This window comes from Azospirillum agricola, from assembly GCF_020005195.1.
Taxonomy (GTDB): Bacteria; Pseudomonadota; Alphaproteobacteria; order Azospirillales; family Azospirillaceae; genus Azospirillum; species Azospirillum agricola.
This window is the reverse complement of record NZ_JAIFZR010000005.1, coordinates 1,400,871-1,427,500: the sequence shown is the minus strand read 5'-3', so window position 1 is coordinate 1,427,500 and position 26,630 is coordinate 1,400,871. Positions and strand designations below refer to the sequence as shown.

Genomic DNA, 26,630 nt, shown 5'->3' with positions numbered 1-26,630 from the left:
CAGCCGCGCGATCCGCCCGGCGTCGAGGGTCAGATATTCGCCGCGCAAGGGCTGCTCGAGATTCGGTTTCATTCCCGTCACCTTGAAGATGGCGCCCAGCAGGATCGGACGCCAGGTGACGGTGCGACCATGCGCCGCAGCCAGCGCGTCGATGCGCAGGCTGGCGAAATAGCCGTAGGGCGACGCGAAGTCGAAATAGAAATCGATCGGATCCGGCACGCGCATTCCTCCCGGTTGGTCTTCCGGAAAGGCTAGCGCGACGGCGGAGGGGCGTCCAGCGCGGGCACGGGGCAAGGACCGGAAAGGCACTGGAACAATGGGGGAATAAGGACGCGGGTGGCCTTTTCCCCGCGTTCATCCGTGCGCGGGCGAAACCTGCATCCGTGTCTTTGGTCCTTCCTCAGATCGCCCGCACCTTCGCGTCGAAGACGTAGCCGGCGCCACGTTCGGTCTTGATGATCCGCGGCTCCTTCGGATTCGCCTCGATCTTGCGGCGCAGGCGCAAAATCAGCACGTCGATCGAGCGGTCGAACACCTCGGCCCCGTCGGCGCGGGTCAGGTCAAGGAGCTGGTCACGGGTCAGCACCCGCTGAGGCCGCTTGACGAAGGCGGCGAGCAGGCCGAACTCGGCCTTGGTCAGTTCGACCTCGCGCCCCTCCTGTCCGCGCAGGCGCTGGGCGGTGAGGTCGAGTTCCCAGTTGGCGAACTGCACCACCGCGCGCAGGTCGTCGGCGCTGCGCGGCGGACGCCCCTCGCCGGAGACTCGGCGCAGCACCGCCTTGATGCGGGCCAGAAGCTCGCGCGGGTTGAAGGGCTTGGTCAGATAATCGTCGGCGCCCAGCTCGAGCCCGACGATGCGGTCCACGTCCTGATCCTTGGAGGAGAGGATGATGACGGGAATCTGGGATTCGGTGCGGATCTGGCGGACGAGGCCGAGCCCGTCGCCGTCCGGCAACCGCAGGTCGCACACCACGAGATCGATGGCATCGCCGTCCAGCGCCTGCTTGGCCGCGGCCGTGTCGGGCGCCGTGGTGACGCGGTAGCCTTCGGCCGTCAGATAGGACGCCAACAGCTCCCGTACCGGCTCGTCATCATCGACCGCGAGAATGTGCATGCCTGATACCTCCCGCTTCCTTCTTAGCCCACGCGCGAGCGGCACGCAATGCGTTACAACCCGGTAACAGCGGACCTCCGGCGGGTTCCCGCGTGAATCGTCTGAAACCATCCGACCCGCCGACGAAACCAAAAAATCCTTTCCCTGACATGAACCGGACATGCGTGACGGCTTAAATTCCCACACCGGATCGGAAGGCCGGCCATCCGGGCCGGTCCCCGGTCTTCCGTCAACAGGAGAGGCGCGGGAGTCATGTCGAACATCGATCACTGCCTGGAACGACTGGCGCTGCTCGACCGGGCCGACCGTCTGCTGAACGAGGTGCGGGTCTACGGCCATCACGGATCGATGAGGGAAACGCTGGCGCAGCACCGTCTGCTGCTGGGTGAGGCGCGCCGCCATCTCGACTCGGCCCGCTCGGTCGGCCGCAGCGGCTGACCCGCCGGCCACCATGCCCCACCCGCTTCCCCTGCTCCGCCGCGCGCCCTGCGAAGCCGCAAGGCCGGACCGCTGCCACCGCGCCGCCGACGGCGGACGCCGGCCGGTGCAGGAACGCTGCGTCCACCACCGGCCGGCGGGACCGTTCCACCACGCCGCCCGCCCGGCCGTCGCCCCTGCCCCTGCCCCGCATCCGCCCAGCCTGTGGCGCGAGATGATGGGGCGCTGGCTTCCGGATCGGGACCGTTAGGCCGGAAGCCGGCGGGGATTTTCCGGTCCTCCACTGCCCTTTGCCTGTCATCGCGGCCGGACCGGATCCGGCCAATCATGCATCAGGGGTCCTCCAGGCACCGGGGGCATGGCAATGCTTGGAGACCCCCGCGCAGGCTCACGCCGCCTTCACCTCCGCCAGGAAACCGTCGACCTCCTGGTTCAGCCGGCTCGATTCACCGCCCAGGGCGTCGGCCGTCTGCCGGAGCTGCGAGGCGGCGCCACCCGTCTCCACCGCCGCGCGGGTGACGTCGGAGATCGTGCTGTTGACCTCCTGGGTGCCGCGCGCCGCCTCCTGCACGTTGCGGGAGATCTCGGCGGTCGCGGCCCCTTGCTCCTCGACCGCCGAGGCGATGGCGGCGGCGATCTCGCTCATCTCGGTGATCACCCGATCGATCTCGACGATGGCCGCCACCGCCTCCTTCGTGGCGCCCTGGACCGAGGCGATCTGGGCGGAGATGTCGTCGGTGGCCTTGGCGGTCTGGTTGGCGAGGCTCTTCACCTCGCTGGCGACCACCGCGAAGCCCTTCCCGGCCTCCCCGGCGCGCGCCGCCTCGATCGTCGCGTTCAACGCCAGAAGGTTGGTCTGGCCGGCGATGGAGTTGATGAGGTCGACGACCTCGCCGATGCGGTTGGCGGCGTCGGACAGGCCGCGCACCGTGCCGCCCGCCCGCCCGGCGGCGGCGACCGCCTGTTCGGCAATGCGGGTCGACTGCTGCACCTGATGGCCGATCTCGACGACGGAAGCCGCCAGTTCCTCGGCCGCCGCCGCCACCGTCTGGACGTTGGCCGACGCCTGTTCGGAGGCGGACGCCACCGCGGTGCTCTGGCGGCTGGTCATGTCGGCCGTCGCGTTCAGCGATCCGGAAGCGGACTGCACCTCCCGCGCGGCGCCGGCCAGATTGCGGACGACCCCGGTGATCTTGCCCTCGAAGGCGGCGACGATCGCGTCGAGACGGCGGGCGCGCTCGGCCTTGGCGGCGTCCTCGGCGCGCTGGAGCTCGGCCAGCCGGTCGGCCTCGATGGCGTTGCGCTTGAAGAACTCCACGGCCTCGGCCATCGAGCCGACCTCGTCGCGCCGCCCCAGGCCGGGGATCGTCACGGCGCGGTCGCCGCCGGCCAGCCGCTTCATGCAGTCGGTCATCGCGCGGATCGGCGCGGCGATGGAACGTGACAGCAGCAGCCCGGCGCCGAGCGCGACCAGCACCGACAGAACGGCGCCGATGCCGACGACCCAATAGCCGGTGGCGAAGGCGGTCTCCTGCGCGGCGCTGCGCCGCTCCAGCGTGACGGCCTCGGCCCGCTGGAACTCGGCGACCAGACGGCGGATGTTGTCCATCGCCTCCTTGCCGGCCCCCTTGGCCTCCATCTCGCCGGCGGCGGCGCGGGTCTCGGGCCGCTCCATCAGCGCGATCTCCTCCTCGGCGACTTTGACCCGCCAGGAGTCGGCGTGGCGCTTGATCTCGTCGAGGCGCTGCTGCTGCTCCGGGTTGTCGGCGGTCAGGCGCCTCACCTCGTCGAAGCTGCGGGCGAAACGCTCCTGGCCACGGGTGAAGGGGCCGAGAAAGCTCTTGTCGCCGGAAATCAGATAGCCGCGCAGGCCGGTTTCCTGATCGACCATGGCGGCCAGCGTGTTGCGCCCGGCCTCGATCACCGCGTGGCTGCGGATGGTCGCGTGGTCGCCGGCCCGGATGGTGGTCAGGGTCTGCACCGTGACGCCGCTGACGATGGCGATGATCGCGATGAGAGCGGCGAAGGCGAGAAGCAGTTTCCGCGCGATGGGAAGATTGTCAAACGCAGTCATTCTAAGCACGCTCCGCAAATGATCGCACCATGGGCGTGTGAATGGAAAAGCTCGCCGAGCGCTCCCTCTTCCATGCCGCACCGCACCCAACCGGCTCCGTTCGGATAGATTAGGAGCAGGCGGAGCAAGACAATCGCATAAGCCGAAATTGGGAGGAATTCGTCGGGAAAGTCTCCCTTTCGTCCAGGCCACTCAAACGGGGCCGCAAGCCCGTCCGAAAAGGGTAATCCGTTCGATGGAGGCGTCCTGGCCTCCTGGCCGGCGTCGTCCTCCCCAATCCCGCCCCAATCCCGGCGTATCGGTCGGGGAACGGTTCAACAGAACGGAGACCCCATCATGATCCGCGCCGCCCTGCTCGCCTCAACCGCCCTGCTGCTGACCAGCGCGCCGGCCCTGGCCGACCAGGCCCTGGTGCTGAAGCGGGTGCTGCTGTCGACCGGCGGGGTCGGCTATTTCGAATACGAGGCGCGGGTGACCGGCGACGCCACCCTGTCGCTGGAGGTGCGGCGCGACCAGATGGACGACGTGCTGAAGAGCGTCGTCGTCTATGATGAGCGCGGCGGCGTCGGCACCATCGGGCTGCCGGGAGCCGAGCCGCTGGACACCGCCTTCCGCGAGCTGCCCTTCTCCCCCGGCGACCTCGCCTCCCCCGCCGCCCTGCTGAACGCGCTGAAGGGGGCGGAGGTCACCACCGGCGGCGCGCGGCAGCTGACCGGGCGCCTGCTGTCGGTGACGGAGGAAACCGTCCAGCTTCCGAACGGCGGCGGCACGACGACCCGTCACCGCGTCAGCCTGATGACCGCCGAGGGCTTGCGTCAACTGGTGCTGGAGGAGTCCGACGCGCTGCGCTTCACCGACGCGCGCGTGCAGGCCCAGCTCGACGCCGCGCTGGCGGCGGTCGCCGACGACGGGCGGCGCGAGCGGCGGCGGCTGACCGTGCGCAGCTCGGCCAGCGACACCGCCGGCGAGCGCGTGGTGCGCGTCGCCTACGTCGCCGCGACACCGTTGTGGAAGGCGACCTACCGGCTGAGCGCCCCGGCCAGGGGCGCCACCACCGGCGCCCTGCAAGGCTGGGCGGTGCTGGAGAATCTGAGCGGCGAGGACTGGCGCGACGTCGAGCTGACCGTGGTGTCGGGCAATCCGGTAACGCTGCGCCAAGCGCTCTACACCCCCTATTTCGTCGAGCGCCCGGAGGTGCCGGTCGAGGTGCTGGGCCGCGTGCTGCCGACCGCCGACGAGGGCGCGGTCACGCTCGACCACCAGCGCGCCGCCCGTCTCCAGGAGAGCCAGGCCGAGGCCGCCGCGCCGCGCGCGATGGCCGCACCCGCGCCGATGGCGGCCCCAGGGGCGGCCCCGATGGCGGCCGGGGCGCTGGCGAAGGCCGCCCCCTACGCCCCGCCGCCGCCCGCCGCGCTGCAAAGCGCCGAAGCCAGCGCGGCGGAAAGCGCGCAGGTCCTGTTCCGCTACCCGCAGCCGGTTACCGTTCCCAACGGCGGCACGCTGATGATGCCGATCGCCGCCCGCAGCCTGCCGGCCGAGCGTGTCGCGCTCTATCAGCCGGGCACCCAGCCGCGCCACCCGCTGGCGTCCCTGCGGCTGCGCAACGATTCGGGCGCGGCGCTGCCGCCCGGCCTGCTGACCTTCTACGAGACGGTGGAGGGCGCCCCCGCCTATGTCGGCGACGCCCGCATGGCGACCCTGCCGGCCGGGGAAAGCCGGCTGCTCTCCTTCGCCGTCGATCAGGCCGTCACCGTCGACCGCGCCGAGCAGCCGAGCAGCCGCATCGCCCGCGCCAGCGTCGCGGACGGGGTGCTGACCCTCTCCGTCGTCGATCGGCAGACCACCACCTACACGGTGGCGGGAGCCGCCGACGGCGACCGCGCGCTGGTGATCGAGCACCCGCGCCGCCCCGGCTGGGATCTGGCCGAACCGGCCGCCGCCGCAGGCAATGCGGGAACCGGGGCCGGAACCGACGCCACCGCCGGCGCCTACCGGCTGCCTCTGGCGGTTCCCGCCGGCAAGACGGTGACGCTGACGGCGGCGCTGGAGCGTCCGCGCGCCGAGCGCATCGTCCTCTCCGACCTGACCGCCGACCAGCTCGCCGTCCAGGCGGCCGCCACCGAGCTGCCGCAGGCCCTGCGCGACGCGCTGACCAAGCTCGCCGCCCTGCGCTCCGCCGTCGCCGGGAAGGAGCGCCGCATCGCCGACGTCGAGCGCGAGCAGACCGAGCGGATCAAGGATCAGGAGCGCCTGCGCGAGAATCTGACCGCCCTGCCGCCCGGCAGCGACCTGCACAAGCGGACGCTCGCCAAGATGGGCGAGGCCGAGAACCGGCTGGACGCGCTGGCCCGCGACCTCACCGCCGCCCGTGCCGAAGCCGAGGCGGCCCGGCAGAGCCTGCGCGACGGAATCCGCGGCTTGGCGCTGTAGAACGGCCGGCGGCCAGGGCGTGTGCCCCGGATGGCCGGCGCGGCCATCCGGGCAGCACGCGTCAGAGGGTGGTGGCGCTGCAATAGGCCCAGTCGTCGCCCTTCAGCCCGAACAAGGCGGCGACCGCCTTGCCGCCGGAGCGGTCGATGACGACGCGGAACCGGCCGCCCGTGCAGCTCCCGGCCGGCTGCCTGGCGAAGGGCAGCTTGACGTGTTTGGACTTCAGGCAGGATTCGGAGAGCTTGGGTGGGTTGGCCGGCCCCTCGATCCTCTTGCCGTTCAGCACCATGACGTAGTTGGTGCCCTCCCCGCCCCTGACGTCGGCCTTGATCTCGATCTTGCCGAAGCGGGACTTGTAGAGCCCGGCGTCCTGCTCGCCGTCCGGTCCGCCGGGGACGATGGCGCGGAAGGAGACGGCGGCGCAGGCCGGCGGCTCCTTCGCCTGGGCCGGCGCGGCGACGGCACAGACGGCGGCAACGGCAACAACAAACCCGGCAACGGACAGACGGACGGTCGGCATGATGGCTCCCTTCCCTCGCATGGATTCTCTCGTGCGCGTTCGGGCCGCTCAGCGCGGCATCTGACAGTAGGCCGTCTGCTGCATCAGGGCGCAATCCTTCTCCACGCCGCCCTCCAGCATGGACACCTCGACCTGGGTGATCACCAGGGTGCGGCCCGGCTTTACCACGCGGGCGCGGGCGATCATCACGTCGCCCTTGGCCGGCGACATCAGGTTGATCTTGAACTCCACCGCCAGCACCTCGGACCCGGCCGGCATCAGCGTGGCGGCGGCGTAGCCGCCGGCGTTGTCGGCCAGCGTCGACACCATGCCGGCGTGGAAATAGCCATGCTGCTGCGTCAGCTCCTCGCGGAACGGCATCCGCATCTCGCAGAAGCCCGGCTCGACCGCCGTCAGCTCGATTCCGAGCGTCCGGCAGATCGGCTGCCGCTCGAAGGATGCGAGGCAGCGCGCCTTCCAATCGGGATCACGGGGTTCGAACGTGGCGGTCACGGGGCGCTCTCCGCAGAGGGTTGCAGTGCGCGACACCCTGCGCCAGCCCGGCGCCCGGATCAAGCTGCGGCGCAGCATCCTTCGCCGCGCTGCGGCATTACGCCTTTCCCGATCGCCGGACCGTCGGCGAAGGCGCCGCCCGTCACCAGCGCAGGCTGGGAATCGCGTAGGTCGGCACATGCCCCGAGGCGTCGGCGATGGCCCGCAGAGTCACCGGATCGACGGCCTCGCCCCAGGCGGCCCCGCCCAGCTCCTCCTGGTGGATGCCGGCGGTGACCAGCGCCACGTCCAGCCCGGCGGCGTTGGCGCCGGCCACGTCGGTGCGCAGGCTGTCGCCGACCGCCAGGATGCGGCGCTTGTCGCCCAGCCCCATCAGCTTCAGGCAGCGGTCGTAGACGGGGGCGTGCGGCTTGCCGTGCTGGCGCACCTCGCCGCCCATCTCCTCGTAGCGCGCCGCCAGCGTCCCGGCGCAGATGACCATCTGCGGGCCGACCATGACGATCAGGTCCGGGTTGGCGCAGATCATCGGCAGGTTGGCCCGGCGGCAGGCGTCGAGCTGCGGCTGGTAGTCCGCCAGCGTTTCGCCGAAGACGACGATGCCGGTGTTCATGACGAAGTCGGCCTCGTCCGGCGTCGCCGCGACGCTGTAGCCGAGCCCCTCGAACACGTCGGTGTCGCGCTCCGGCCCGATGTGGTAGAGCCGCCGGCCGAGCGCCGCGTGCCAGGGATCGTCGCGGTCGCGCAGCGCCTCATAGGCCGCCTCGCCCGAGGTCATGACATGGTGGTAGCGGTCGCGCCCCAGCCCCATGCCGTCCAGCTTGGCGATCACACCGGCGGTGCGGCGCGGCGCGTTGGACAGCAGGCAGAGGATCTTGCCGGCCGCCTTCATGCGGTCGAGGCAGTCGGGCACGCCGGGATAGGCGCGCTCGCCATCGTGCAGGACTCCCCACAGATCGAGGATGAACCCGTCGTAGCGGTCGATGACGGAGGCGATGCCGGAAAGCTGTTGGATGTCGGCCATGATGTCCGCGGTGATGCGAGGGGGATGATGCGAGGGAGGGGCAAGGGACCGGACTGAGGGCTCAGCGCTCCGCCATCAGCTCGGCGTAGACGCCGAGCGTGTCGGCGCACATGCGCTCCTTGGTGTAGCGGTCGGCGACGAAGGCCATGGCGCGGGCGCCGATCGCCGCGCGCTGCTCGGGCGTCAGCGACAGCGCCTCGCGCAGCGCGTGGGCCAGCGCGTCCGGGTCGGCCGGCGGCACCACCCAGGCGGTCTCGCCGGGCACGACGGTTTCCTGATAGGCGCCGATGGCCGAGACGATCACCGGCTTGCCCATCGCCTGCGCCTCGACGATCACCCGGCCGAACGCCTCCGGCTCGCGCGAGGCGGAGACGACCACGGTGGACAGCAGATAGGCCGCCGCCATGTCGCTGCAATGGTCGGTCATCACCACGACGCCGCCGAGTCCGGCGCGCTCGACCCGCGCCTCCAGCTCCTGCCGGTAGGCGGAACGGCCCTGGTCGGAGCCGACCAGGAGACAGACCACGTCCTTGCGGCCCAGCTTCTCCAGCGCCTCGACCATCACCGTCTGGCCCTTCCAGCGGGTCAGCCGGCCGGGCAGCAGGATCACCGGCCGGTCGTCGGGCAGCCGCCACTGCCGGGCGAGCTGGACCAGCCGGGCCGAGCCGACACGGTCCGGCGCGAAGACCGAGCGGTCGATGCCGCGGTGGATGGTGCGGATGCGGGCGGGGTCGACGTCGTAGCTGTCCAGGATGTGGCGGCGGATGAAGTCGGAGATGGCGATGATCCGCTCGCCCCGCGCCATCACCGAATTGTACCAGCGCTTCAGCCCGTTGCCGAAATTGTAGGGGGCGTGGAAGGTGGTCATGTAGCGGGCGCCGGTTTCCCGGCAGGCCAGCCAGGCGCTCCAGGCCGGCGCGCGGGATCGGGCGTGGACGATGTCGACCCGCCGCTCGCGGATGATCCGCGCCAGCTTGCGGGCGTTCTTGCGGATGGTCAGCGGATTCTTGGAGGCCAGCGGCAGCGTCAGGTGCGCGATGCCGGCGCGGTCCAGTTCACGGACCATCGGCCCGCCCTGCGAGGCGACGAGCGGCGTGCCGCCGGCCTCGGCGAGCGCCAGCGCCATGTCGATGCAGCCGCGCTCCGCCCCGCCGGTGACGAGGGTCGGCACCACCTGGAGCACGGTCGGCGCCCGCCCGCCCGGCCAGCGGCCGACCGGATCGGAGGCGGCGGCGTTGCGCGTGGTGTCGTCGATGGTAAGGTGGGGGTCGGGATTCATGGCGCCGGCTGTTCGGATGGGACCGCCCGGCGCGTCCAAGCCAGTCCGTCCATAGGTGACCATATGAGCGAAACCGCAGCCGCCGCCGGCGGCGCGCACCATAGCCTAACGCGCGGTGCGGCGACCATAGCCTATCATCACACCCCGGCCGCGCCTGCGGGCGCCGGCAAGCCCGGCGTGATGTTCCTCGGCGGCTTCATGTCGGACATGACCGGCAGCAAGGCGACGTCGCTGGAAGCCTGGGCGGTGTCGGAGGGGCTGTCCTTCACCCGCTTCGACTATCAGGGGCACGGCGCCTCCAGCGGCCGTTTCGCCGATGGGACGATCGGCCTGTGGGCCGACGACGCGCTGGCCGTTCTGGATGCCGTGACCTCCGGCCCGCAGATCCTGGTGGGATCGTCGATGGGCGGCTGGACGATGCTGCTGACCGCGCTGCGCCGGCCCGAACGGGTGGCCGGGCTGGTCGGCATCGCGCCGGCCCCCGACTTCACCGAGGATCTGATGTGGGACCTGTTCGACGCGGAGGTCCGCCGAGCCATCACGGAGGAGGGCGTGTGGAACCGCCCGTCGGAGTATGGGCCGGAGCCGCAGCCGATCACCCGCGCCCTGATCGAGGACGGTCGCAACCACCTGCTGCTGCGCGGCCCCATCGCCTTCGCCGGTCCGGTGCGCCTGCTGCACGGCCAGCGCGACCCCGACGTGCCCTGGCAGGTCAGCCTGAGGCTGGCCGAGACTCTGACGGGCGACGATGTGCGGGTGACCCTGGTGAAGGACGGCGACCACCGCCTGTCGCGCCCGCAGGACATCGCCCTGCTGTGCCGCACCGTCGGCGATCTGGTGCGCGAGATCGGCTGAGAGAGCGGATCGCAAAAAATTGCGCGATCCGATGATCGGAGGCTTGCATGGCGCGTCCGGGGTGGCTATAACGCCGTCCTCCGGGGAGGGGTGGCCGAGTGGTTGAAGGCGCACGCCTGGAAAGTGTGTATACGTCAAAAGCGTATCGAGGGTTCGAATCCCTCTCCCTCCGCCATATATCTTAGGGCCAGCTATCTGGCCCCTTCTGCCGGCGGCGGGAACAGTGTCCGAAGCCAGTGTGTACTGGATCTGTGTGCCGGCGCAAGCCCAAGTCATGACGGGCGTTTGTCGCGGTTCAGTTGCAGAGCAGTCCACCGCTCTTCCGAAGCATTCTCGCTATTCGTTAGTGGCTTGATGTCGCCGGCATCGTAAGGTGCTGGTCCACGCCGATCCCTTGCCAATCGCGGGGGCGTCGCCAAGCGGGACGTCAGAGCGAAGGGTGACCACATGCCGCGCGTGGCGCCCCGGCGCGCCGGCTCTCATTTGCACTCAGCACGGATTCAGTACCGGCCGACGATCGCGGCTGCTCGGTCCTGTGTACACCCCGCTTTGCAGGCGCCCGAGGTGGTCGGCGACCAACGCTTACCACGGTGAAACGATCCACCGGGTCCGCTCCGACCAGAGCCCCGAGGACGAATGTTTTGACGGCCGATTTGCGGCGCCGCAAGTCGGCCGGCGCGTCAGCTTCAATCGTTCATGTCGCGCAACAGCGACCCCATGAGCGGCCCCATAACGTCGCGTGCGTGACGGTGAGCGTGCCTCTCCAGGCGCTGCCACTCGACAGCCGTCAGCGGCCGGCCGATCAAGCGTTCGAGCTGCTTATGGATGTTCGGCACGACGGACGCAGACACGGGAATACCGGCGTCCGCCAAGGCCTTGTCGGAGGAGAGCGCTGCCCAGAGCCGGTGCAGCGTGCCGCGCGGGCCGTCGAGAAGGCCGGCGATTTCATAGCCGAGGTCGCGCTGCGATGCGTTCCAGCCGTCCAGGATCTCGTCGAGCTGCGGGGGCCAGCGCTTACGCTCCTCGATCAGGGCGACGGCGTCCTGATGCAGGTCGTCGAGGATGTCGGGCGTCATGGACGCATGGCAGGCATGCTCCCACGTTTTGACAGCCGCATCCAGGCGCGTCTGAGCGTCCGGTGCGTCGGGATGATCGATCTGATGGACAAAGGCGTCGATGACACCAGCGACGACGTCGTCATTGATGCGCAGGATGTCGTCGATCATCTTCATCACGCCGAGCGAATGAGCGCTCTCAGGGTGGTCGACGGATCCTTCGATGGCGCGTTCGAAAATATTCTCTGACTGCCTACCTGCCATTATGTCCTCCGGGTGTGTGGCCTCCCCGTCTATATGGTCCACTTCCGGACAACTCTGACAAAATCTGCAGCAGGCCGTGTGAGATGGCGATGGCCGGAGACCTCGTGGTCGTCCGCTGGCGGGTGCAGCCGGGCGACGGCGTGCCCGGAGCGTCAGCGCCAAGATGACAGGTCCAATGGTCGACTTGCGGCGCCACAAGTGACGTGCCGGTGTGATCGCGCGCGAATCCTTATGGCGTGAGCCGACGGCGGCCCGCCGCACCGATGTCCTGGGCAGCGCCTCCGTAGTGGACCCAGCCGGCTGCGGGCAAGAGGATGCCGTGTGCGCCCGCGCGGTACGCATGGCGCTCAAGGGTTGTGATACGGAAGTGATCCGATCGACCGATTCACGCGACCAGCGGCCGGTCAGCGGATCTTAGTGAGGGTCTTCGCCTGCACGGGAACTCACCGAAGCGGATGTTCGGGCGCTATGGGGGCCGCCGCGCCCGAGCCAGTTGCGCGGCGAAGCTGCGCCGGATCGTAGCGTTGAGGGGATGCGGAGCATCCCCCGGAACGTTGCATCAAGAGGGGCAAGGAAGACACTCGACCCGCAGGGCGGGGAGCCGAACGGCCGCGGCAGGGCACCGACCGCGCCAATCGGGAGCGTGATAGTCGGCCGACCGGAGGGAGGGCGGCGCGCTGTTCCGGCGCCGGAGCCTGGGGTGTGATCCCCGAGTCTGTTCTTGATGCGGGCCTGCGGCGCTCTCCGATCCACCCCTCTCCTGAAAACTTTCCCGCCGTGATCTGTTGGCTGACCCCTTGTTATAACCTCTGATTGCGAACAGTCTCCTCTTTGTGAGCGCACCCTATCGACATGTTGTTACTTGGGGTTGCGCACTTAGCCGATAAGCCCCCCGCTTGCGGGGGGACGTGGCCCTCCGGGCCACTCTTATCGGCGACCGACGAGCCTTGTCCCGTTCGGGAAGGAGACCCAGATGAGCCCCCCGCGCACCCTCTGGCTGAGCTTCAAGATCAGCGCGTTCGACGGCGCCCCACAGGCGCTCGAGCACCTCAAATACAACACCCGCGCTGACGCCGTGCAGGGCGCCGACCTGATGCACGTCGGGTTCGACGTGCCCGCCGAGGCGCCGCGCGAGACGGTGCTGGCGACCGCGCGGAAGGCGATCCGCGACGAGTTCGCCCCGCTCGACGCAAAGGACGAGGAGGAGCGACGCGGCCTAGTCCGCCAGCTGATCATCGCGCTGCCCCGGGACATCTCCGAGGAGCAGCAGCGTGAACTCGTGCGGCGCTACATCGGCGACCTTACGAAGGGGCGCGCCCGCGCCATCGCCGGCATCCACCGCGACAGCGCTGCAAAGGACGGGTTGGGCAATCCGCACGCCCACATCCTCTTGATCGACCGGCAGGAAACCGAGCACTCGGCGAAGAAGCGCGCCGCCGAGCGGGCCAGGGAAACCGGCAAGAAGACCCGGGCAAGGCGTGAGTACGTGATGCAGATCTTCACAGCGCGAGAGGGCAAGCGCGCCGTGCGGCGGCACTGGCGCGACCTGGCCAATGGCTACCTGGAGACGGTCGGTGCGCTGGTGCGGCTGGAGGTGGACTCCTTCCGGTCGCTGGGCATCGAGCGCGAGGCGACGGCGCACGAGGGGCCGGGGCGGGCGCAGGCTGCGGCGGCGGGCCGGCCGTACAAGGGCAAGGGCAAGCCGCCGCCCGAGCGCGTCAACGAGCGTATACGCCGGATCAACGAGCGGGCCGAGGAGGTCGACCACCTGATGACGGAGGTGGCCCGCCTTGAGGGCGAGAACCGCGACCTGCAGCGGGCGTTGGAGATCGACCGCACACAGCTGCAGCGCGACATCAAGGAGAACGACGTCGCGATGGAGCGCATGGCTACCGAACGCGACCTGGCGAAGGCTCGCGCGGCGATGGCCGAAAAGGCGATCGCCGGCTACCAGCAGTCTGCGCTCGACGCGACCGCCCGGGCCAACGCCGCTGATGCGGCGCTGGAGCCGACCAAGCGCCGGGCCGACGATCTGGAGCGCGCCGTTACGGACATCGAGCGCTACCTGGAGGTCGAGCTGGGCCCGGACCTGCCGGTGGCCAAACGTGTCGAGACGCTGCGCGAGGCGGCCGAGCGCCGGCGCCGGGAGGACGCCGAGGACGCGCGGAAGGAGATCGACCGGCTGACCACGGCGCTGACCGCAGCCCAGGATCTGGCGGAGAAGGAGTCGAAGCGCGCCGACGGCGAGAAGAAGCGGGCGGACGCGACCGAGGCCCTGCTGCGGCGCAGTTGGGATCTGGCGCGGCGCGTGGCGCTCGCCCTGGCCGAGCGTGTCGAGGCGATGGTGAAGGGCGGAATCCTGACGCTTGTCGGCAAGATCCTGCCGCAGGAGCCCAAGGCGATCCGCCCGAATGTCGAAGATGGCGTTCAGAAGCTGCGGAAGCTGCTCGCCCAGGAGGGCGCTGCGGAGGAGGCGCGCACCGAGCAGCCAACTCCGCCGGCACCCCGGCCGAAGCTGGCCCCCGCCCCAATCAACGTCGTTCCGCTCGACGCGGAAGAGCGCCGCCTGGAGGCCGCGGCGAAGATGCCGCCTCGCGTGCCAGAGACGGTGATCCTGCGCTTCGCGAACAAAGGCGAGGTGTTCGGGTCCATTGAGGAGGCCGAGCTGTGGGTGCATCGCCACGTCAAGCAGCACGGATCGATCGCCAAGCACGCCGTCGAGTACGGCCGCGGCGGCGGCGTCAGCAAGCACGCCGACTTGGCGGCGGCGCGGGCCGAGCGGGCGTACCGCGACCGGCCGATGGGGCTGCCGGACATCATCGTGGCCCGCTGACCGACAGCCAGCGCAGCAACGACGGGAGGCTACCGTATCGAGAACTGGGCAAGCCGCGTAGACCCTGTGGTCCTCGGGGCTCGGGGGCGAGTGGCCTGCTCTCCAACCAGCCAGCGGCATAGGCTACGGAATGCCGCCCCGTCACCGGCCTTGCCGCGACTGGTGCCAAGCGGCGGATTGCACCCCAGAACATCGCCATTGGACCGAGATCGCGGGCGTCATGCTCCTTCAACCCGACCGCGCGCCCGATGGGCGCGCGCATTACCTGTTGCGTTCTGTTCAGTGGGTTCTTGTCCTGATATGTCTTTCGGATGGCGTGTCCGCCAAGGCCCCCGTGTCTGCGGCACTATGGCGGGCTTGTTTGCCCAGGCAAGAGGGGGGTGTCGCGCGAGACAACCGGAGTCGCCTAAGCCGCGACGTCCTCATCGTTGACGGCGGCAGTCGCGGCCGCCGTGCTCCGTGCGGCTTCTCGCGTTGCCCCCTCAACGCTCCGGATTCTCTGCGCTTCGGCTTGGAAGCGCTCGCGCTGATCTGGATTGAAGTTCACCCTGTAGAGCCTGCGGTCTTCGCCGATGTTTTTCTTGTGCGTCTGCCGCTTAGAGACGAGCACGCCCGCTGCTTCGAGCTCGTGGAGTGCGCGCGTGAGGTTCGAGCGGTCGATGCCCCAATCCCGCGCCATGCGGCCGAGCGATGGCCATGCCTGCTCGTCCCGATTGAGATGGGCGCAGATCTCGATCAGCAACCGCCAAGCGGTGGCCGTGAGCTTCAATGTGGCGACCCAGGCCGGAACACGTGCAAAGCGATTGGGTGCCTTCGTCATTCGTAAACTCCGCTGGAGAATGTGGCCCAATATCTGGACCTCGCCTCCAGTCGGGGAAGGCTTGAGCTGTGCCTTAATACGCAGCGGTGCGGTTTCACCGACCCTAATCCGCTCGATACCGGCCGATGCAGGGTTGGAGAACGCGCCGCCCGTCGTGCCGGTTGGGACCGTCACCGTGAAGCTGAGCGCACTCCCTACGTCCCTTGGAATCCCGAGACGCTGAGAGTGTCAACGCAGAGACGCCGACGGGTTCGTCACGCTTCGGCGCGCGTTGAACCGTGGGGCACGACCTGGGGTCCGTGATGCGGGGGTAGAGCGGCGTCGAAGCCCCACTGGCGCCGCGGACACCTGCGTCATTACCGGTCTGGCAAGGTCACGGCGATCTCCGCCACCACGGTTGCTTGGTCGGGCGAGGGCGAGCCGCCGGCTCCGGTTGTCCAAGTGACCGTTGGGAGCAACAGGCGCGCTGGCGGAACGAGCTGACGGGCGCGCAGCCGCGCTGTCGGAAGGCCTGCCGCTGATGGTCCTCAATGGGGTGGGCCGTGTGGCGCCAGCGGTGTGCCGTACCCAGCCGCCGCCCGGTGCGGCGGCTGGCCCTGCGGGCCACCGCACCGGGCGGCGGCACGACAGAGGACAAAACCCCCATGATTCAGATTGTACGCAGTGCCCAGCAACTGATCGGTCTAATCGAGGATGACGCGGTGATCACGGTGCTGCAGCCGGACACCGCGTACTTGACAAGCCGCCTATGCCGGGAGTTGCGCGACGCGGTGCACGCTTGGTCGCAGGGCGATCGATCGCCCGCCGCGCGCCAGCAGATCGAGGATCTGATCTTGGTGTTGGGTTCGATGAACCTGCAGGTGACCATTGGGGTCACGGACATTTTCGACATCGTGCGCGATCTGGACGCGGCGCAGCGGGACGGATTGGCTCTGCTGCCCGGTTGCGATCGGCCGGTGCTGCGCTTGGCGCTCCAGCCCAAGACCGCCACCGTGGCTTGGTTCTGAGCATAAGGGCATGTCAGCATGATCTGGACCGAGACCAGCAGTTGCGGTGGCCTGTTTCCCGGCGAGAGCGCGCAAACCGGCCCATGGACGCTCTGCCTTTGGCAGTCATGGCGGGGCTGGGGATGGCGTGTGTCGGCCCCCAGGAGGCTCCCGGCTGATGGGATGGAGAACTCCCGGGCGGCGGCGCGCGCTGCCGCAGCCGCTGCCGTCCTCGCACGGGCGGCCGAGGGCGATCTGAGCGCGCACGAGCGCGCGGCGCTGGCCGTCACTGCTCAGCAACCCGACTGACGTCCAGAGTCCGCCGACGGTGACAGGGCCTCCATGGGCCTGATACACGGCAGTGTGTACCGCTGGGGTGTGCTGCGGTTCGACAGTGCGAACGGAAAAGCCGGCTCCTTGCGCGGCGGCGCGGGCGCAATTGCTTGGTAGGCTTGCGGGAGGAGACGGATGTCCATCGTCGGATGACGCATGACGATCCGCTTCAGGGCACCGCCGGGGACCGTTTGGGTGTGGTTCGACGGTCCAGTTGTCCGTTGATGCCCGTGTCGTCTGCGTCGGATGCGCATGGACGGTATCACAGCGCCTTCCTGTGGCGGCCCGTCAAGCGATGCGGCGCCACCGCATCCCGATTCGCCGGGAACGGAGAAGCCGATCATCGGCCACAATTAGCCAGCGGTGCCCGCCGATGACATCCGTGGGGAACAAAGAGCCAACTCGCATACCCTCGTATGGTGGTTGTCGCGGCAACGGTGTTCGGCACCGGTTGGTGGCAGATTTGGAATAAATTGTTAAGAATTCGATGATGCCATCGCCTCTATGGCGTGGAGATTGGAGGCGTCGCGGTGACGGCATTCAAGCTTGCATTGGAGATCGCTCAGGAGTGCGTGCAACGCGCGCCCGTGATCGTGCTCGGCAGCGGCGCGTCGGCTGCGCACCGCCTCCCAGGCATGCCCCAGCTGCGTGACCATCTCGTGGCCAGTACGTTGCCGGTCGGTCTTGAAGCGCGCGAACGCGATCTCTGGCAGGATTTTCTAAATGCAGCGGCGACCCTCGATCTTGAGGAGGCGCTGACTGCAGTGGCGCTGACGGAAACGCTCACCGCCCACGTTGTCGCCGCGACCTGGGATCTGCTGGCGCCGGCGGACATGGCGGTGTTCGACCAAGTGGTGCGCAACCGTCACCATTTGCCGCTGACGCGGCTGTTCCAGCACCTTCTGAAGAGCACCCACAACGAAATCAACGTGGTCACACCCAACTACGACCGGCTCGCCGAGTACGCCGCCGACGCTGGCGCCCTATGTCATCACACTGGTTTCGGTCACGGATACCTGCGGCTGCGCCAAACGGACCACCCACTGAAATTCAAGCAGAACAATCGCCCGGTGCGCACCGTCAACGTGTGGAAGGTACATGGGTCACTCGACTGGTTCCGTGACCCTCAAGGCACCACCGTTGGATTGCCGATCCTGCCGAGCCGGCCAGCCGGCATGACGCCGGTCATCGTGACGCCCGGTGTCGAAAAGTACCGGATCACGCACGATGAGCCGTTCCGCACCATCCTGGCGGGTGCGGACACCGCACTCGCGACGGCGCAGGCGTACCTTTGCATCGGCTACGGGTTCAACGACACGCACATCCAGCCGAAGCTGGTGGAGCGCTGCCGGGCCCAGCCGGTGCCCTTGGTACTGATCACCAAGGCCGTGTCGCCCACGGCCAAGGACTTCCTGCTCAAGGGAGGATGCCGGCGCTTCATGGCGCTGGAGGAGAGTGGCACTGGTTCGCGCCTCTACAGCGCGGAGTACCCCAACGGCGTCGACATTCCGGATCGCCCGGTCTGGCGCCTGGACGAGTTTCTTGGGATGGTGATGTAGGGAGAGCATTGTGAGCATCTTCGACTTCAGAGACTCCGACGCTCTCGGCAGCGTGCTGTCAGTGGACACGACTGTTGTGGTCGTCAGGGTCGCCGACATCGACCGCCTTCGGCAATTGCAGGTGAACCGCTTGGCCGTACTGGAGAGCACACGGCCCGGACAGCACCTGGTGGGCATCATCCAGAAGATCACGCGCAGCGCCGCCGCGCCGCGCACCCAGAGCGAAGGCGAGGTCGGCGTCGGCGCCGAAGAGGACGAGGCTGCGCCGGAGCTGAACCTTGTGCGCATTGCGCTGATCGGCACTTTGGTCGACCGGCTTGGCGAGCAACGCAACGTGTTCTTGCGCACTCTGGAGACCGTCCCTGAAATCGACGCGAACTGTTACGCCGTTGAAGGCGAACGCCTGACCAACTTCATGCGGGTGATTGCCAGCATCGCCAGCGATGGCCAGCGCCTGTCACTGGGTTGCTACACCCTTGACGACCGCGCGGAAGCCTTCCTGAATGGTAACAAGTTCTTCCAACGGCACGCCGTCATTGTCGGCAGCACGGGCTCGGGCAAGTCTTGGACGACGGCGCGTATGCTCGAGCAGGTGGCGGCGCTGCCCAACGCGAACGCCATCGTGTTCGACATTCACGGCGAGTACCAGACGCTGCAGGCCGAAGGCATTCGGCATTTCCGGATCGCCGGGCCGGGCGATCTCGACCAAGCAGCGTCGCTGGCGGAAGGCGTCCTCTACCTCCCGTACTGGCTGCTCGGCTACGAGGCGCTGGTCACCATGTTCGTCGACCGTAGCGACCAGAACGCGCCGAACCAGACCATGGTCATGCAGCGCGCCATCACTGGTGCCAAGCGCGCCTACTTGGAACGCGGCGGGCACCAGGACGTCCTCGACAACTTCACCATCGACAGTCCGGTTCCGTTCGACCTGGAGGAAGTCTTTGGCGATCTGAACAAGCTCAACACCGAGATGGTCCCTGGTGCCAAGCAGGAGAAGCAGGGGGACTACCACGGCAAGTTGAGCCGCCTCATCGCCCGCCTAGAGAACAAGCGGTCGGATCGGCGCCTTGGCTTCCTGTTCCGCCCAGGCGCCGACACGATGGCATTTGATTGGTTGGAGCGGCTGGTATCGACGCTGCTTGCGGGCAGCCAGGACCAACCGGACGGCAAGGGCGGCTTGAAGATCATCGACTTCTCCGAGGTGCCCTCCGACATCCTGCCGCTCATCGTGAGCCTTGTTGCCAAGCTCGCCTTCTCCGTGCAGCAGTGGACCACGCCCGGGCGTCGGCATCCGATCGCCCTACTCTGCGACGAGGCGCATCTCTACATTCCCGAGCGCGCGGGCGCCGGGGCGGCGGACGACATCTCCGTGGGGATCTTCGAGCGGATCGCTAAGGAGGGCCGTAAGTACGGGGTGGGGCTGGTGGTGATCAGCCAGCGGCCGTCGGAGGTCAACCGGACGGTGCTCAGTCAGTGCAACAACGTGGTGGCCATGCGTCTGACCAACGGTGAGGACCAGAGCGTGATCAAGCGCCTGTTGCCGGACAGCCTAGGTAGCTTCGGCGATCTGTTGCCGATCTTGGACACCGGTGAGGCGCTGGTGGTCGGCGATGCCAGCCTCCTGCCGAGCCGTATCCGCATCGCCAAGCCGTCCCACACGCCCAACAGCGGTACAATCGACTTCTGGGACAAATGGGCGGATGCAACGCCAGTGGGCGCCGCCGCCGAGGCGGTCAGCGGATGGCGGCGGCAGACACAAGGCGCTGCGGCGTGACCCATCCCGTCCAGCGCGGTCCGAGACCGACGCTGGGCGCGGTGGAGCGTCGCTCCAGCCCCTGGACTCTGGTAGTTTGGACAACCAAAAATGGCATTAAATCCATACCGTAGTACCAAGCGCGCTGAGGCTGCCGATTATGGCGATCTCATTTTCAAAGGAGCTGGTAAAAAGAAGTGGACGATCAGCTTTCAGCCCAATCAGCGCGGTCTCGAGGTGGCGTCATATCAGCGCACTTCAAATGACTTTAGTGATATTGCTGATGACTTGCTAGGCGCTGTCAATTCTCCGCGCCAAGGGAGCGTTGTTGGGGTGCCATCTTCGTCACGTCATGATGTGGCCACGCCATCCGTTGGACCAATCCTGCTGGTCTCTGCAGATGTTGATGCAAAGATACTTGATGTCTTTCCTGTGAATACCACAAGCGGCAGCCATGGACTGTTCGATCCAAAGTACAAGAATGTAAAGTCGATTCGTTTTGAAGGATTGAATCTGTTTAGAGTGGAAGACATTGAGGGTGCGTTGAGAGAACTCAACGGGCTACCCATGGGATTTGTGCGTTCGCCTCAGTATGGAATGGGCATTGACTACGAATTGAGTGCAATCACGGATACTTTAGGTGGCTTAGACGTCGACAGGATTGTCGTGCGATCTGGTCATCGAAAGGGTCTGCCCAAAGTGGAGGGCCGCAGCTACATACTGGCAAAGGTGCAGTTCGACGAACTTCGGCGGGCGATCCGGCGCGTCCACGAGAAAGCACTAGACCAAGCGGGGGAAGAAAAATATCGCATTTCGCACAATCATTTGCTGTCTGTTGTTGATCCGGTTGGCCATCCCGAGCACCCCCCGATTTACCGTAAGGATGGCGTAACCGCGGTGATCGCTTCTCGATCGGGCGACAGTTTGTCGGAGGCGGACCAACGCACTGTCATCGCCGCAGCGCGCTCTGCAGCGAAGCCAGCCGCCAAGAGAGAGTCGCAAGCTTTGCTTCAGTTGAGCCGGGAAATCGAGGTGGTTACCCTCGAGGGGTTGATCGAGAGGCTGAAAAAGCTCATTGAAAAAAAGACGAAGGAAAATGGCTGGCAAAAATTCTTCGAGAACAATCCTTTTGTGCTGCGTCTAGCTTTTGGATTTCCGGTTGTGCAAATGCAGGAGCAGGTTTCTGTTGGTGGTGGTAAATTCAACAAGACTGGTGAGAAAATATCGGATTTTGCTTTGAAGGCTGCCGCGACTGGAAACCTCTTGTTGGTCGAGATAAAAACTGCAGAGACTCCGTTGTTTGACAATGATCCATATCGTGGTGGGGTCTATGCGCCAAGTCGCCATCTTTCTGGATCTGTAAACCAAATCCTTGATCAGCGTTTGCAGCTTCAGACGCATTTGACAGTTTTGAAGCACAGCTCCGGTATCCATGACGTGGAGAGCTACGCCGTGCAGGGGATCGTGATTATTGGTAGAGCACCAAATGATCGTGATCAGAAGAAATCCCTAGAGCTGTTTCGGCATGGCCTGAAATCAGTTTTGGTTATCACATTCGATGAAATGCTTGCAAAACTGGAAGATCTTGTCGGATTTTTGCGGACGCCTGATGCCGAGAACTCTTCCAGCAGTATAGCAGCTAATACTTCGAATGGGACAGCTGCCGCCGCACCGGAAGCGGCGGCCATCCCGTCGACTCGTCGGCGACCAAAGGGGGCGTCTGCCTAGTCAGACGCTGCTGAGGCATTGGTGCCGGTATCCTCCATCCTCCCTTCAAGCCACATCTTCATTTCCAATCCATCCTGTACACCTACCAGCGGCACCATTGAATTCTGGGAAATGTGGACGGATGCAACGTCCGTTGCCGGCGCCGCCAAGACGGTGAACGGATGATGGCAGATGCACGGCGCCGCGTGACCGCGCCGTCACGTCCGTTGCACCATGACGGAAGCACGGACGGTTCCGCAGATGTAGGGACAGCGCGGCTCGGACAGTGGGTGTGGCAATTTCCCTCTTCCATCCGTGGCTGTGCCCATGGCAATAGAATCGCGCGCGTGTTGGGACCGCTCCTGGTGGTGTTCCTCACGGTCGCGCCGCGCCGTCAGCCATGCCGACCCGAATGACACGCCCGCCAAGCGCCGAGTTGACCCTGCCGAGGCCGCCGTTCCTGGCCGACCCTCTCGAACTCCGGTCTGGCCGTGCCATTCCGCCGATTCGGCTCATCCAGATCTTCTCACCCGAGGAGTGGGAGGAGCTCATCGCCGAGTGGGCCTGGACCTTGAAGTCCGACTACAGCTTGGTGACCCGGTGCGGCGGCGCCGGCGACATGGGCTGCGACGTGATCGCCTCGGTCGACGCCGACCGGCCCGACGCGGTGTGGGACAACTTCCAGTGCAAGCACTACGACCATCCGCTGGTGCCCAGCGACATCTGGGTCGAGCTCGGAAAGCTCTGCCACTACACCCACACCGGCAGCATCTCCATACCGCGGCGGTACCGGTTCGTGGCGCCGCGCGGCGTCGGCACGAAGCTCAATCGCCTGCTCCGACAACCGGATGAGCTGAAGCGCCAGCTCATTGAGGTGTGGCCCGCGAAGTGCGAGCATGGCATCTCCGACGGCGTGGCCATTCCTTTGGTCGGCGCCCTACGGGCGCACGTCGAGGCGTTCGACTTCTCCATCGTCGGCCACGTGCCGCCGCTGCAGGTGATCGAACAGCACAGCCGCTCGCCGCACCACCTCGTTCGCTTCGGGGGCGGACTCCCGCCCCGTCCGGACGCCGAGACGCCGCCGCCGGCCATCGCCGACGCGGAGAGCCGCTACGTGCGCAAGCTCTTCGACGCCTATGCCGAGAACCAGGGGCGGCCGGTCGGCGACGTCTCCGGGCTGGTCGACCGCCACGCCGCGCACTTCCGCCGGCAACGCCAAGCGTTCTACTGCGCCGAGTCGTTGCGCGCGTTCTCACGCGACACCCTACCCGAGGGTGCGTTTGAGCGCCTGCAAAATCAAGTCTACACCGGCGTCATCGAAACGCATGAGGCGCCCCACCCGAACGGCTTGGCCCGTTTGCGCGAAACGGTGCGCCACGCGACGACGCTGCAGCTGACGAGTTCGCCTCTGCTCGGGCGCACGGAGCCGATCGATCTGCATGGCATCTGCCATCAGCTCGCCAACGAGGACCGGATGACATGGGTGGGCGACGATGAGTGACGCCAAGGCGCTCAGCCCGTTCAACAGCGCGCTGGAAACCGGAGTGCGGGCCTTGGTGCTTCTGGCCGAAGCATACCCGCGGGTCGTCGATCTGCAGCGCTTGCTGATGTTCGACTATCTGGTGGTGCACACGGGCGACGCCGAAGGCCCCGAGAGCCTGCATCCCGATCTGCCGCTGCGCAACGGGGAGCTGCTGGTCCGCCGCCATCTGGTCGAGCGTGGCGTTCTCCTGATGGTGAGCCGCCGCCTCGTCGATCGGCTGGCGGCCGACAGCGGCATCGGCTACGTGGCTGCGGAAGGCGCCGAGCCGTATCTGGACCAGCTGCGGGCGCCCTACACGCGGCGGCTTCGCGAACGCGCGGCGTGGGTCATCACGCGCTTCGCGGATCATAACGACGCGTCCTTGAAGCGGTTCTTCGATGCCAACTTCGAACGCTGGACGCGCGAGTTCCAATCCGTCCAGACCCCGGGGGGCGTGCCGTGAGTGGCCACCATGGTTTCCAGTTCCGCGAGTTGCGCGTCGAGGGGCCCGGCGTGGAGCCCGCCACGCTTCCCTTCGGCCCTGGTCTCAACGTGTTGTCGGGCGCGTCGGACACCGGCAAATCCTACGCGGTCGATTGCTTCAACTTCGTGCTGGGCGGCAAGCATCCGCCGCGGCCGGTGCCCGAGAGCCAGGGCTACGACCGGGTCAGCGTGACGATCGAGGCCGCCGACGGCACGCGCTACCGGATCGAGCGGCCGCTCGCCGGCGGCGATCTGCGCCTGTTCGATCTCAGCCGGGGCGACGAGGGCTTGGCGCTGGGCGCGCGTCATGCCGACGGCGAGGACACCGTGTCGGGGTTCCTTCTGCGGCTGTCCGGGCTGTCCGGACGACGCGTGCGCAAGAACGCTCTGAACAAGACGCAGAGCCTCAGCTTCCGCAACCTCGTCCATCTGCTTCTGGTCGATGAGGAGGCGATCATCCGCAAGGGATCGCCTCTGCACAGCGGTGAATCCACCCAGAAGACGGCAGAGGCCAGTGTGTTCCGCCTGCTGCTCACCGGACACGACGACAGCGGGCTGGTGGAGAGTAAGAAGCCGGTCATCGCGCGCGCGGAGTTGGACGCGCAGGACGCGCTGCTTGAGCAGCTCATCGGCGAATTTGAGGCGGACTTGGCCCGCCTGACCGACCGGCCGGAGGACCTGGGCGAGCAACTGGACCGACTGGACCGCGCGGTGGCCGAGGGGGAGGAGGCGTTGCATTCGCTGAGGCGCGACTACGTCGAACAGGACGAGAGGCGCCGCGAAGTCTGGACCCGCCTGAGCCAGGCAACCGGACGGCAGGCCGAAGTCGAGGCGCTGCTGGAGCGTTTCGAGGTGCTCGACGCGCAGTACCGGACCGATCTCGATCGCCTCGAGGCCGTCGCGGAAGCCGGAGGGGCCTTCCTGCTGCTGGAGACCGATCGTTGCCCCCTGTGTGGAGCGGCGGCGGGAGAGCACACCCATGACGGCGTCCCCGCCGACGCCGACGTCGTGACCCTTGCGGCCGCCTGCCGCAAGGAGGCGGCGAAGATCGAGCTCTTGCGTGGCGAGCTGATCGCCACCGTTGGCGACCTGCAAGACGAGCGGCGGTCACTCGCGGAGGCCGTCCAGGAACTGCGCGCGGAGTACGCGAAGGCGGAGGCGGAGCTCGCCGAGTCCTTGGCGCCGGCGGTGGCGCAGGCACAGGTGTCCCACCGCGCTCTGATGGAGCGCCGGAGCGACGTGAAGGAAGCGATCAGCCTGCATGAACGGCTTGTCGGTCTTCGTCAGCGGCGGCTGAGCATTGAGGAGGCGCGCGGCGACGTCGGCGCCACCGCCGACGTCCGGCCGGAGATGCCGCCCGCGGCGCTGTCGGCCTTCGCCGGTCATGTGAAGACGCTTCTCGAGGCGTGGCGTTTTCCCGATGCGGACCCGGTGTGGTTCGACGAGCGCGAGCAGGATCTGGTGATCGGCAACCGTCGGCGCGGTAGCCAGGGAAAGGGCCTGCGCGCCCTATCCCACAGCGCTTTCACGTTGGGGCTGATGAACACTTGTCTGGCGGCTGGCCATCCGCACCCGGGCTTCGTCATCTTGGATTCGCCGCTCCTGAACTTCCGGCCGCCGAAAGCGGGCGAGGTGGAGGAATCAGACACCGGCGCGGAGCCCCTGGGCGAAGAGGTCAAGCAGCTGTTTTATGCGAGTTTGGCTACACTGCCGGCTGATCGGCAGGTCATCATCATTGAGAACGTCGATCCGGCGGCGGAACTGCGCGCGCACATGACCAGTGAGATCTTCACCAAGACCTCGGTGGACCGGTATGGGTTCTTCCCGCGGGGCGCGGGGGGGCTTGCGGGAGAGCCTGTTGAAACGGTGACTTAATATTGCGCCAGAGGTGCACCACCATCCGCAGAACCACTAGCTACGGTGGTGGTGTGTTCGGGTGCCCATCAAGACGGGTTGGCGTGCGGAATAGGGTCCGCGCCCAGCGGCTGGTGGTCCTCCTCGACGCCTGCCACTCCGGCGGCGCGGGAGCCTCAAGGGACCTAACGACGGTCTCGTCCCGGGTTACACCGAGAAGGCGCTCAGCCGCTTGGCGACGGGTACGGGTCGGGTCATCATCGCCTCGTCGCGCGTGGACGCGGCTTCCCTCGTGTTCCCAGGGGCCAAGAACAGCCTGTTCACCCAGCATCTCGTCGACGTTCTGCGTGGCGCGGCGCGCACGCAGGGCGACGGGGTGATCCGCGTTTTCGACGTCTTCAGCCACGTCGGTCCGAAGGTCGGCAGCGACTCCAACGGCCGTCAGCACCCGGTCAAGCCGAGCCATATGGAGGACAACTTCCCCGTCGCCCTCGACCGCGGCGGGGCGAAGTCCGCCACGCCCGCTCCGGCGCCGCACGCACCTGCCGACGACTGGAAGCGGATTGAGGACATCCTGGTCGACCTCTATCCGGCCAGTCCGCAGGACCAGGAGATCTGAGCGCGCGCCGGAGGCGAGGTATCGCGCCTGTGCCTGACCGGCCGGGGCCGGGTAGACTGGTTCGCCGCGCTCCGGACCCTGCGCCAGGGCGGCGGCGGCGCGCGCATCTCGGCGGACGCGCTTATCCGCGCCGGGCTCGACGATTTCCCCCACCATAGGGATCTGCAGGGCCTGCTCGGCGCCCTGTGAGCCAAGGCCGCTGGCGTCCGGTCTTGGCTCACACGCCAGCGCAGCGAGATGGTCGCCTTCATCAATGGCGAGAGGGGGGCTGCTGCCCCTCCGTCCCGCGAAGACCGACCAGTACGGCGCCGGCGAGGAGGTCTGCCTTTGCGGCTTCGCCCGCTTTAAGGCCGCGCCAACGGTGACTACCCATCCAGATCGCTGAAGGAGCGCGTCTATGCCGATTCAGGAGGGAGACGGCTCCAGCAACTGCTGCGCCTGCCTATGGTAGCTGGGGGCAGGCGCGTTACTGGCGCGCTCGTGACGAACAGCGCTGGACGTCTCCTCCTCGATCCACACTCGGTCGCCCACGTGAACGGTCATCGACCCGACTCGGTAGGTCCTATACTGAACCGCGCACCTCGGCTGGATGTGGTCCAAAGTGATGCCATCAAGATCA

At 67.4% G+C, this 26,630-nt stretch carries 22 protein-coding genes and 1 tRNA gene (1 of these 23 only partly in view); 14 read left to right on the top strand and 9 right to left on the bottom strand.

The window, feature by feature from the left end:
* Both JN22_RS21775 and JN22_RS21770 read right to left on the bottom strand, forming a co-directional pair.
* Positions 1-219: the 5' portion of a 2-hydroxychromene-2-carboxylate isomerase gene (locus tag JN22_RS21775; protein WP_085557285.1), read on the bottom strand. Its footprint begins 396 nt before the window's first position; the window shows 219 of its 615 coding nt (coding positions 1-219); its start codon is at positions 217-219; its stop codon lies beyond the left edge, outside the window.
* A 181-nt stretch (positions 220-400) separates the two neighbouring features.
* Positions 401-1,114 carry a response regulator gene (locus JN22_RS21770; RefSeq protein WP_085555914.1) on the bottom strand — a complete coding sequence of 238 codons (714 nt, stop codon included), beginning with the start codon at positions 1,112-1,114 and terminating at the stop codon, positions 401-403.
* Positions 1,115-1,366: 252 nt separating this feature from the next.
* Between JN22_RS21770 and JN22_RS21765 the strand changes: the two genes are divergently transcribed.
* Together JN22_RS21765 and JN22_RS21760 are read left to right on the top strand one after the other, a co-directional pair.
* Entirely contained in the window at positions 1,367-1,552 is a 186-nt protein-coding gene (locus JN22_RS21765; RefSeq protein ID WP_085555913.1) for a hypothetical protein, read from the top strand.
* Between the two features lie 13 nt (positions 1,553-1,565).
* Positions 1,566-1,802 carry a hypothetical protein gene (locus JN22_RS21760; RefSeq protein WP_143268377.1) on the top strand — a complete coding sequence of 79 codons (237 nt, stop codon included), beginning with the start codon at positions 1,566-1,568 and terminating at the stop codon, positions 1,800-1,802.
* A 138-nt stretch (positions 1,803-1,940) separates the two neighbouring features.
* Here JN22_RS21760 and JN22_RS21755 read toward each other — a convergent pair whose 3' ends face one another.
* Positions 1,941-3,626: a CHASE3 domain-containing protein gene (locus JN22_RS21755; RefSeq protein ID WP_085555912.1), complete on the bottom strand. Its 1,686-nt coding sequence runs from the start codon at positions 3,624-3,626 to the stop codon at positions 1,941-1,943.
* 336 nt (positions 3,627-3,962) lie between these two features.
* On the opposite strand from JN22_RS21755, the gene JN22_RS21750 reads away from it, so the two are divergent.
* A complete protein-coding gene (locus tag JN22_RS21750; protein WP_085555911.1) occupies positions 3,963-6,056 on the top strand; it encodes a DUF4139 domain-containing protein in 2,094 nt (697 codons plus the stop codon).
* A gap of 61 nt (positions 6,057-6,117) precedes the next feature.
* On the opposite strand, the gene JN22_RS21745 is transcribed toward JN22_RS21750, so the two are convergent.
* The 4 genes from JN22_RS21745 to JN22_RS21730 all read right to left on the bottom strand — a co-directional run bounded on the left by JN22_RS21745 (position 6,118) and on the right by JN22_RS21730 (position 9,368).
* A complete protein-coding gene (locus JN22_RS21745) occupies positions 6,118-6,576 on the bottom strand; it encodes a hypothetical protein (protein ID WP_085555910.1) in 459 nt (152 codons plus the stop codon).
* A gap of 48 nt (positions 6,577-6,624) precedes the next feature.
* On the bottom strand, positions 6,625-7,068 hold the full coding sequence (locus JN22_RS21740) for a PaaI family thioesterase (RefSeq protein WP_085555909.1): 444 nt from the start codon (positions 7,066-7,068) through the stop codon (positions 6,625-6,627).
* Between the two features lie 142 nt (positions 7,069-7,210).
* Complete coding sequence (locus tag JN22_RS21735; RefSeq protein WP_085555908.1) at positions 7,211-8,089, bottom strand: TIGR01459 family HAD-type hydrolase; 879 nt, start codon at positions 8,087-8,089, stop codon at positions 7,211-7,213.
* Positions 8,090-8,150: 61 nt separating this feature from the next.
* Positions 8,151-9,368, bottom strand: a complete 1,218-nt coding sequence (locus tag JN22_RS21730) for a glycosyltransferase family 4 protein (protein ID WP_085555907.1) — start codon at positions 9,366-9,368, stop codon at positions 8,151-8,153.
* Positions 9,369-9,431: 63 nt separating this feature from the next.
* On the opposite strand from JN22_RS21730, the gene JN22_RS21725 reads away from it, so the two are divergent.
* On the top strand, positions 9,432-10,223 hold the full coding sequence (locus tag JN22_RS21725) for an alpha/beta fold hydrolase (protein ID WP_085555906.1): 792 nt from the start codon (positions 9,432-9,434) through the stop codon (positions 10,221-10,223).
* An 84-nt stretch (positions 10,224-10,307) separates the two neighbouring features.
* Positions 10,308-10,398: transfer RNA gene (locus tag JN22_RS21720), tRNA-Ser, on the top strand.
* A gap of 511 nt (positions 10,399-10,909) precedes the next feature.
* On the opposite strand, the gene JN22_RS21715 is transcribed toward JN22_RS21720, so the two are convergent.
* On the bottom strand, positions 10,910-11,449 hold the full coding sequence (locus JN22_RS21715) for a hypothetical protein (protein ID WP_143268375.1): 540 nt from the start codon (positions 11,447-11,449) through the stop codon (positions 10,910-10,912).
* Between the two features lie 1,066 nt (positions 11,450-12,515).
* On the opposite strand from JN22_RS21715, the gene JN22_RS35010 reads away from it, so the two are divergent.
* Positions 12,516-14,375: a MobA/MobL family protein gene (locus JN22_RS35010; RefSeq protein WP_085555904.1), complete on the top strand. Its 1,860-nt coding sequence runs from the start codon at positions 12,516-12,518 to the stop codon at positions 14,373-14,375.
* Between the two features lie 406 nt (positions 14,376-14,781).
* Here the strand turns inward: JN22_RS35010 and JN22_RS21705 are convergent, their stop codons facing one another.
* Positions 14,782-15,195: a helix-turn-helix domain-containing protein gene (locus tag JN22_RS21705; protein WP_085555903.1), complete on the bottom strand. Its 414-nt coding sequence runs from the start codon at positions 15,193-15,195 to the stop codon at positions 14,782-14,784.
* Between the two features lie 644 nt (positions 15,196-15,839).
* Between JN22_RS21705 and JN22_RS21700 the strand changes: the two genes are divergently transcribed.
* The 8 genes from JN22_RS21700 to JN22_RS21665 all read left to right on the top strand — a co-directional run bounded on the left by JN22_RS21700 (position 15,840) and on the right by JN22_RS21665 (position 26,011).
* The gene (locus JN22_RS21700) at positions 15,840-16,202 is read left to right on the top strand and encodes a hypothetical protein (protein WP_085555902.1); all 363 of its coding nucleotides are present in this window, start codon (positions 15,840-15,842) and stop codon (positions 16,200-16,202) included.
* A gap of 842 nt (positions 16,203-17,044) precedes the next feature.
* The gene (locus JN22_RS21695; RefSeq protein WP_211099679.1) at positions 17,045-18,073 is read left to right on the top strand and encodes an SIR2 family protein; all 1,029 of its coding nucleotides are present in this window, start codon (positions 17,045-17,047) and stop codon (positions 18,071-18,073) included.
* Between the two features lie 10 nt (positions 18,074-18,083).
* Positions 18,084-19,847 (top strand): ATP-binding protein, encoded by a 1,764-nt coding sequence (locus JN22_RS21690; RefSeq protein ID WP_085555901.1) that lies wholly within the window; start codon positions 18,084-18,086, stop codon positions 19,845-19,847.
* 90 nt (positions 19,848-19,937) lie between these two features.
* Positions 19,938-21,554 carry a Shedu immune nuclease family protein gene (locus JN22_RS21685; protein ID WP_085555900.1) on the top strand — a complete coding sequence of 539 codons (1,617 nt, stop codon included), beginning with the start codon at positions 19,938-19,940 and terminating at the stop codon, positions 21,552-21,554.
* 415 nt (positions 21,555-21,969) lie between these two features.
* Positions 21,970-23,034, top strand: coding sequence for an ABC-three component system protein (locus JN22_RS21680; protein ID WP_085555899.1), 1,065 nt, complete (start codon positions 21,970-21,972; stop codon positions 23,032-23,034).
* Entirely contained in the window at positions 23,027-23,518 is a 492-nt protein-coding gene (locus JN22_RS21675; protein ID WP_085555898.1) for an ABC-three component system middle component 2, read from the top strand. Before JN22_RS21680 ends, JN22_RS21675 begins: the two co-directional genes overlap by 8 nt.
* The gene (locus JN22_RS21670) at positions 23,515-25,413 is read left to right on the top strand and encodes an AAA family ATPase (protein WP_085555897.1); all 1,899 of its coding nucleotides are present in this window, start codon (positions 23,515-23,517) and stop codon (positions 25,411-25,413) included. The genes JN22_RS21675 and JN22_RS21670 overlap by 4 nt, the downstream gene beginning before the upstream one ends.
* Positions 25,414-25,624: 211 nt before the next feature.
* Positions 25,625-26,011, top strand: coding sequence for a hypothetical protein (locus tag JN22_RS21665; RefSeq protein ID WP_085555896.1), 387 nt, complete (start codon positions 25,625-25,627; stop codon positions 26,009-26,011).
* The last annotated feature ends 619 nt before the right edge of the window (positions 26,012-26,630 follow it).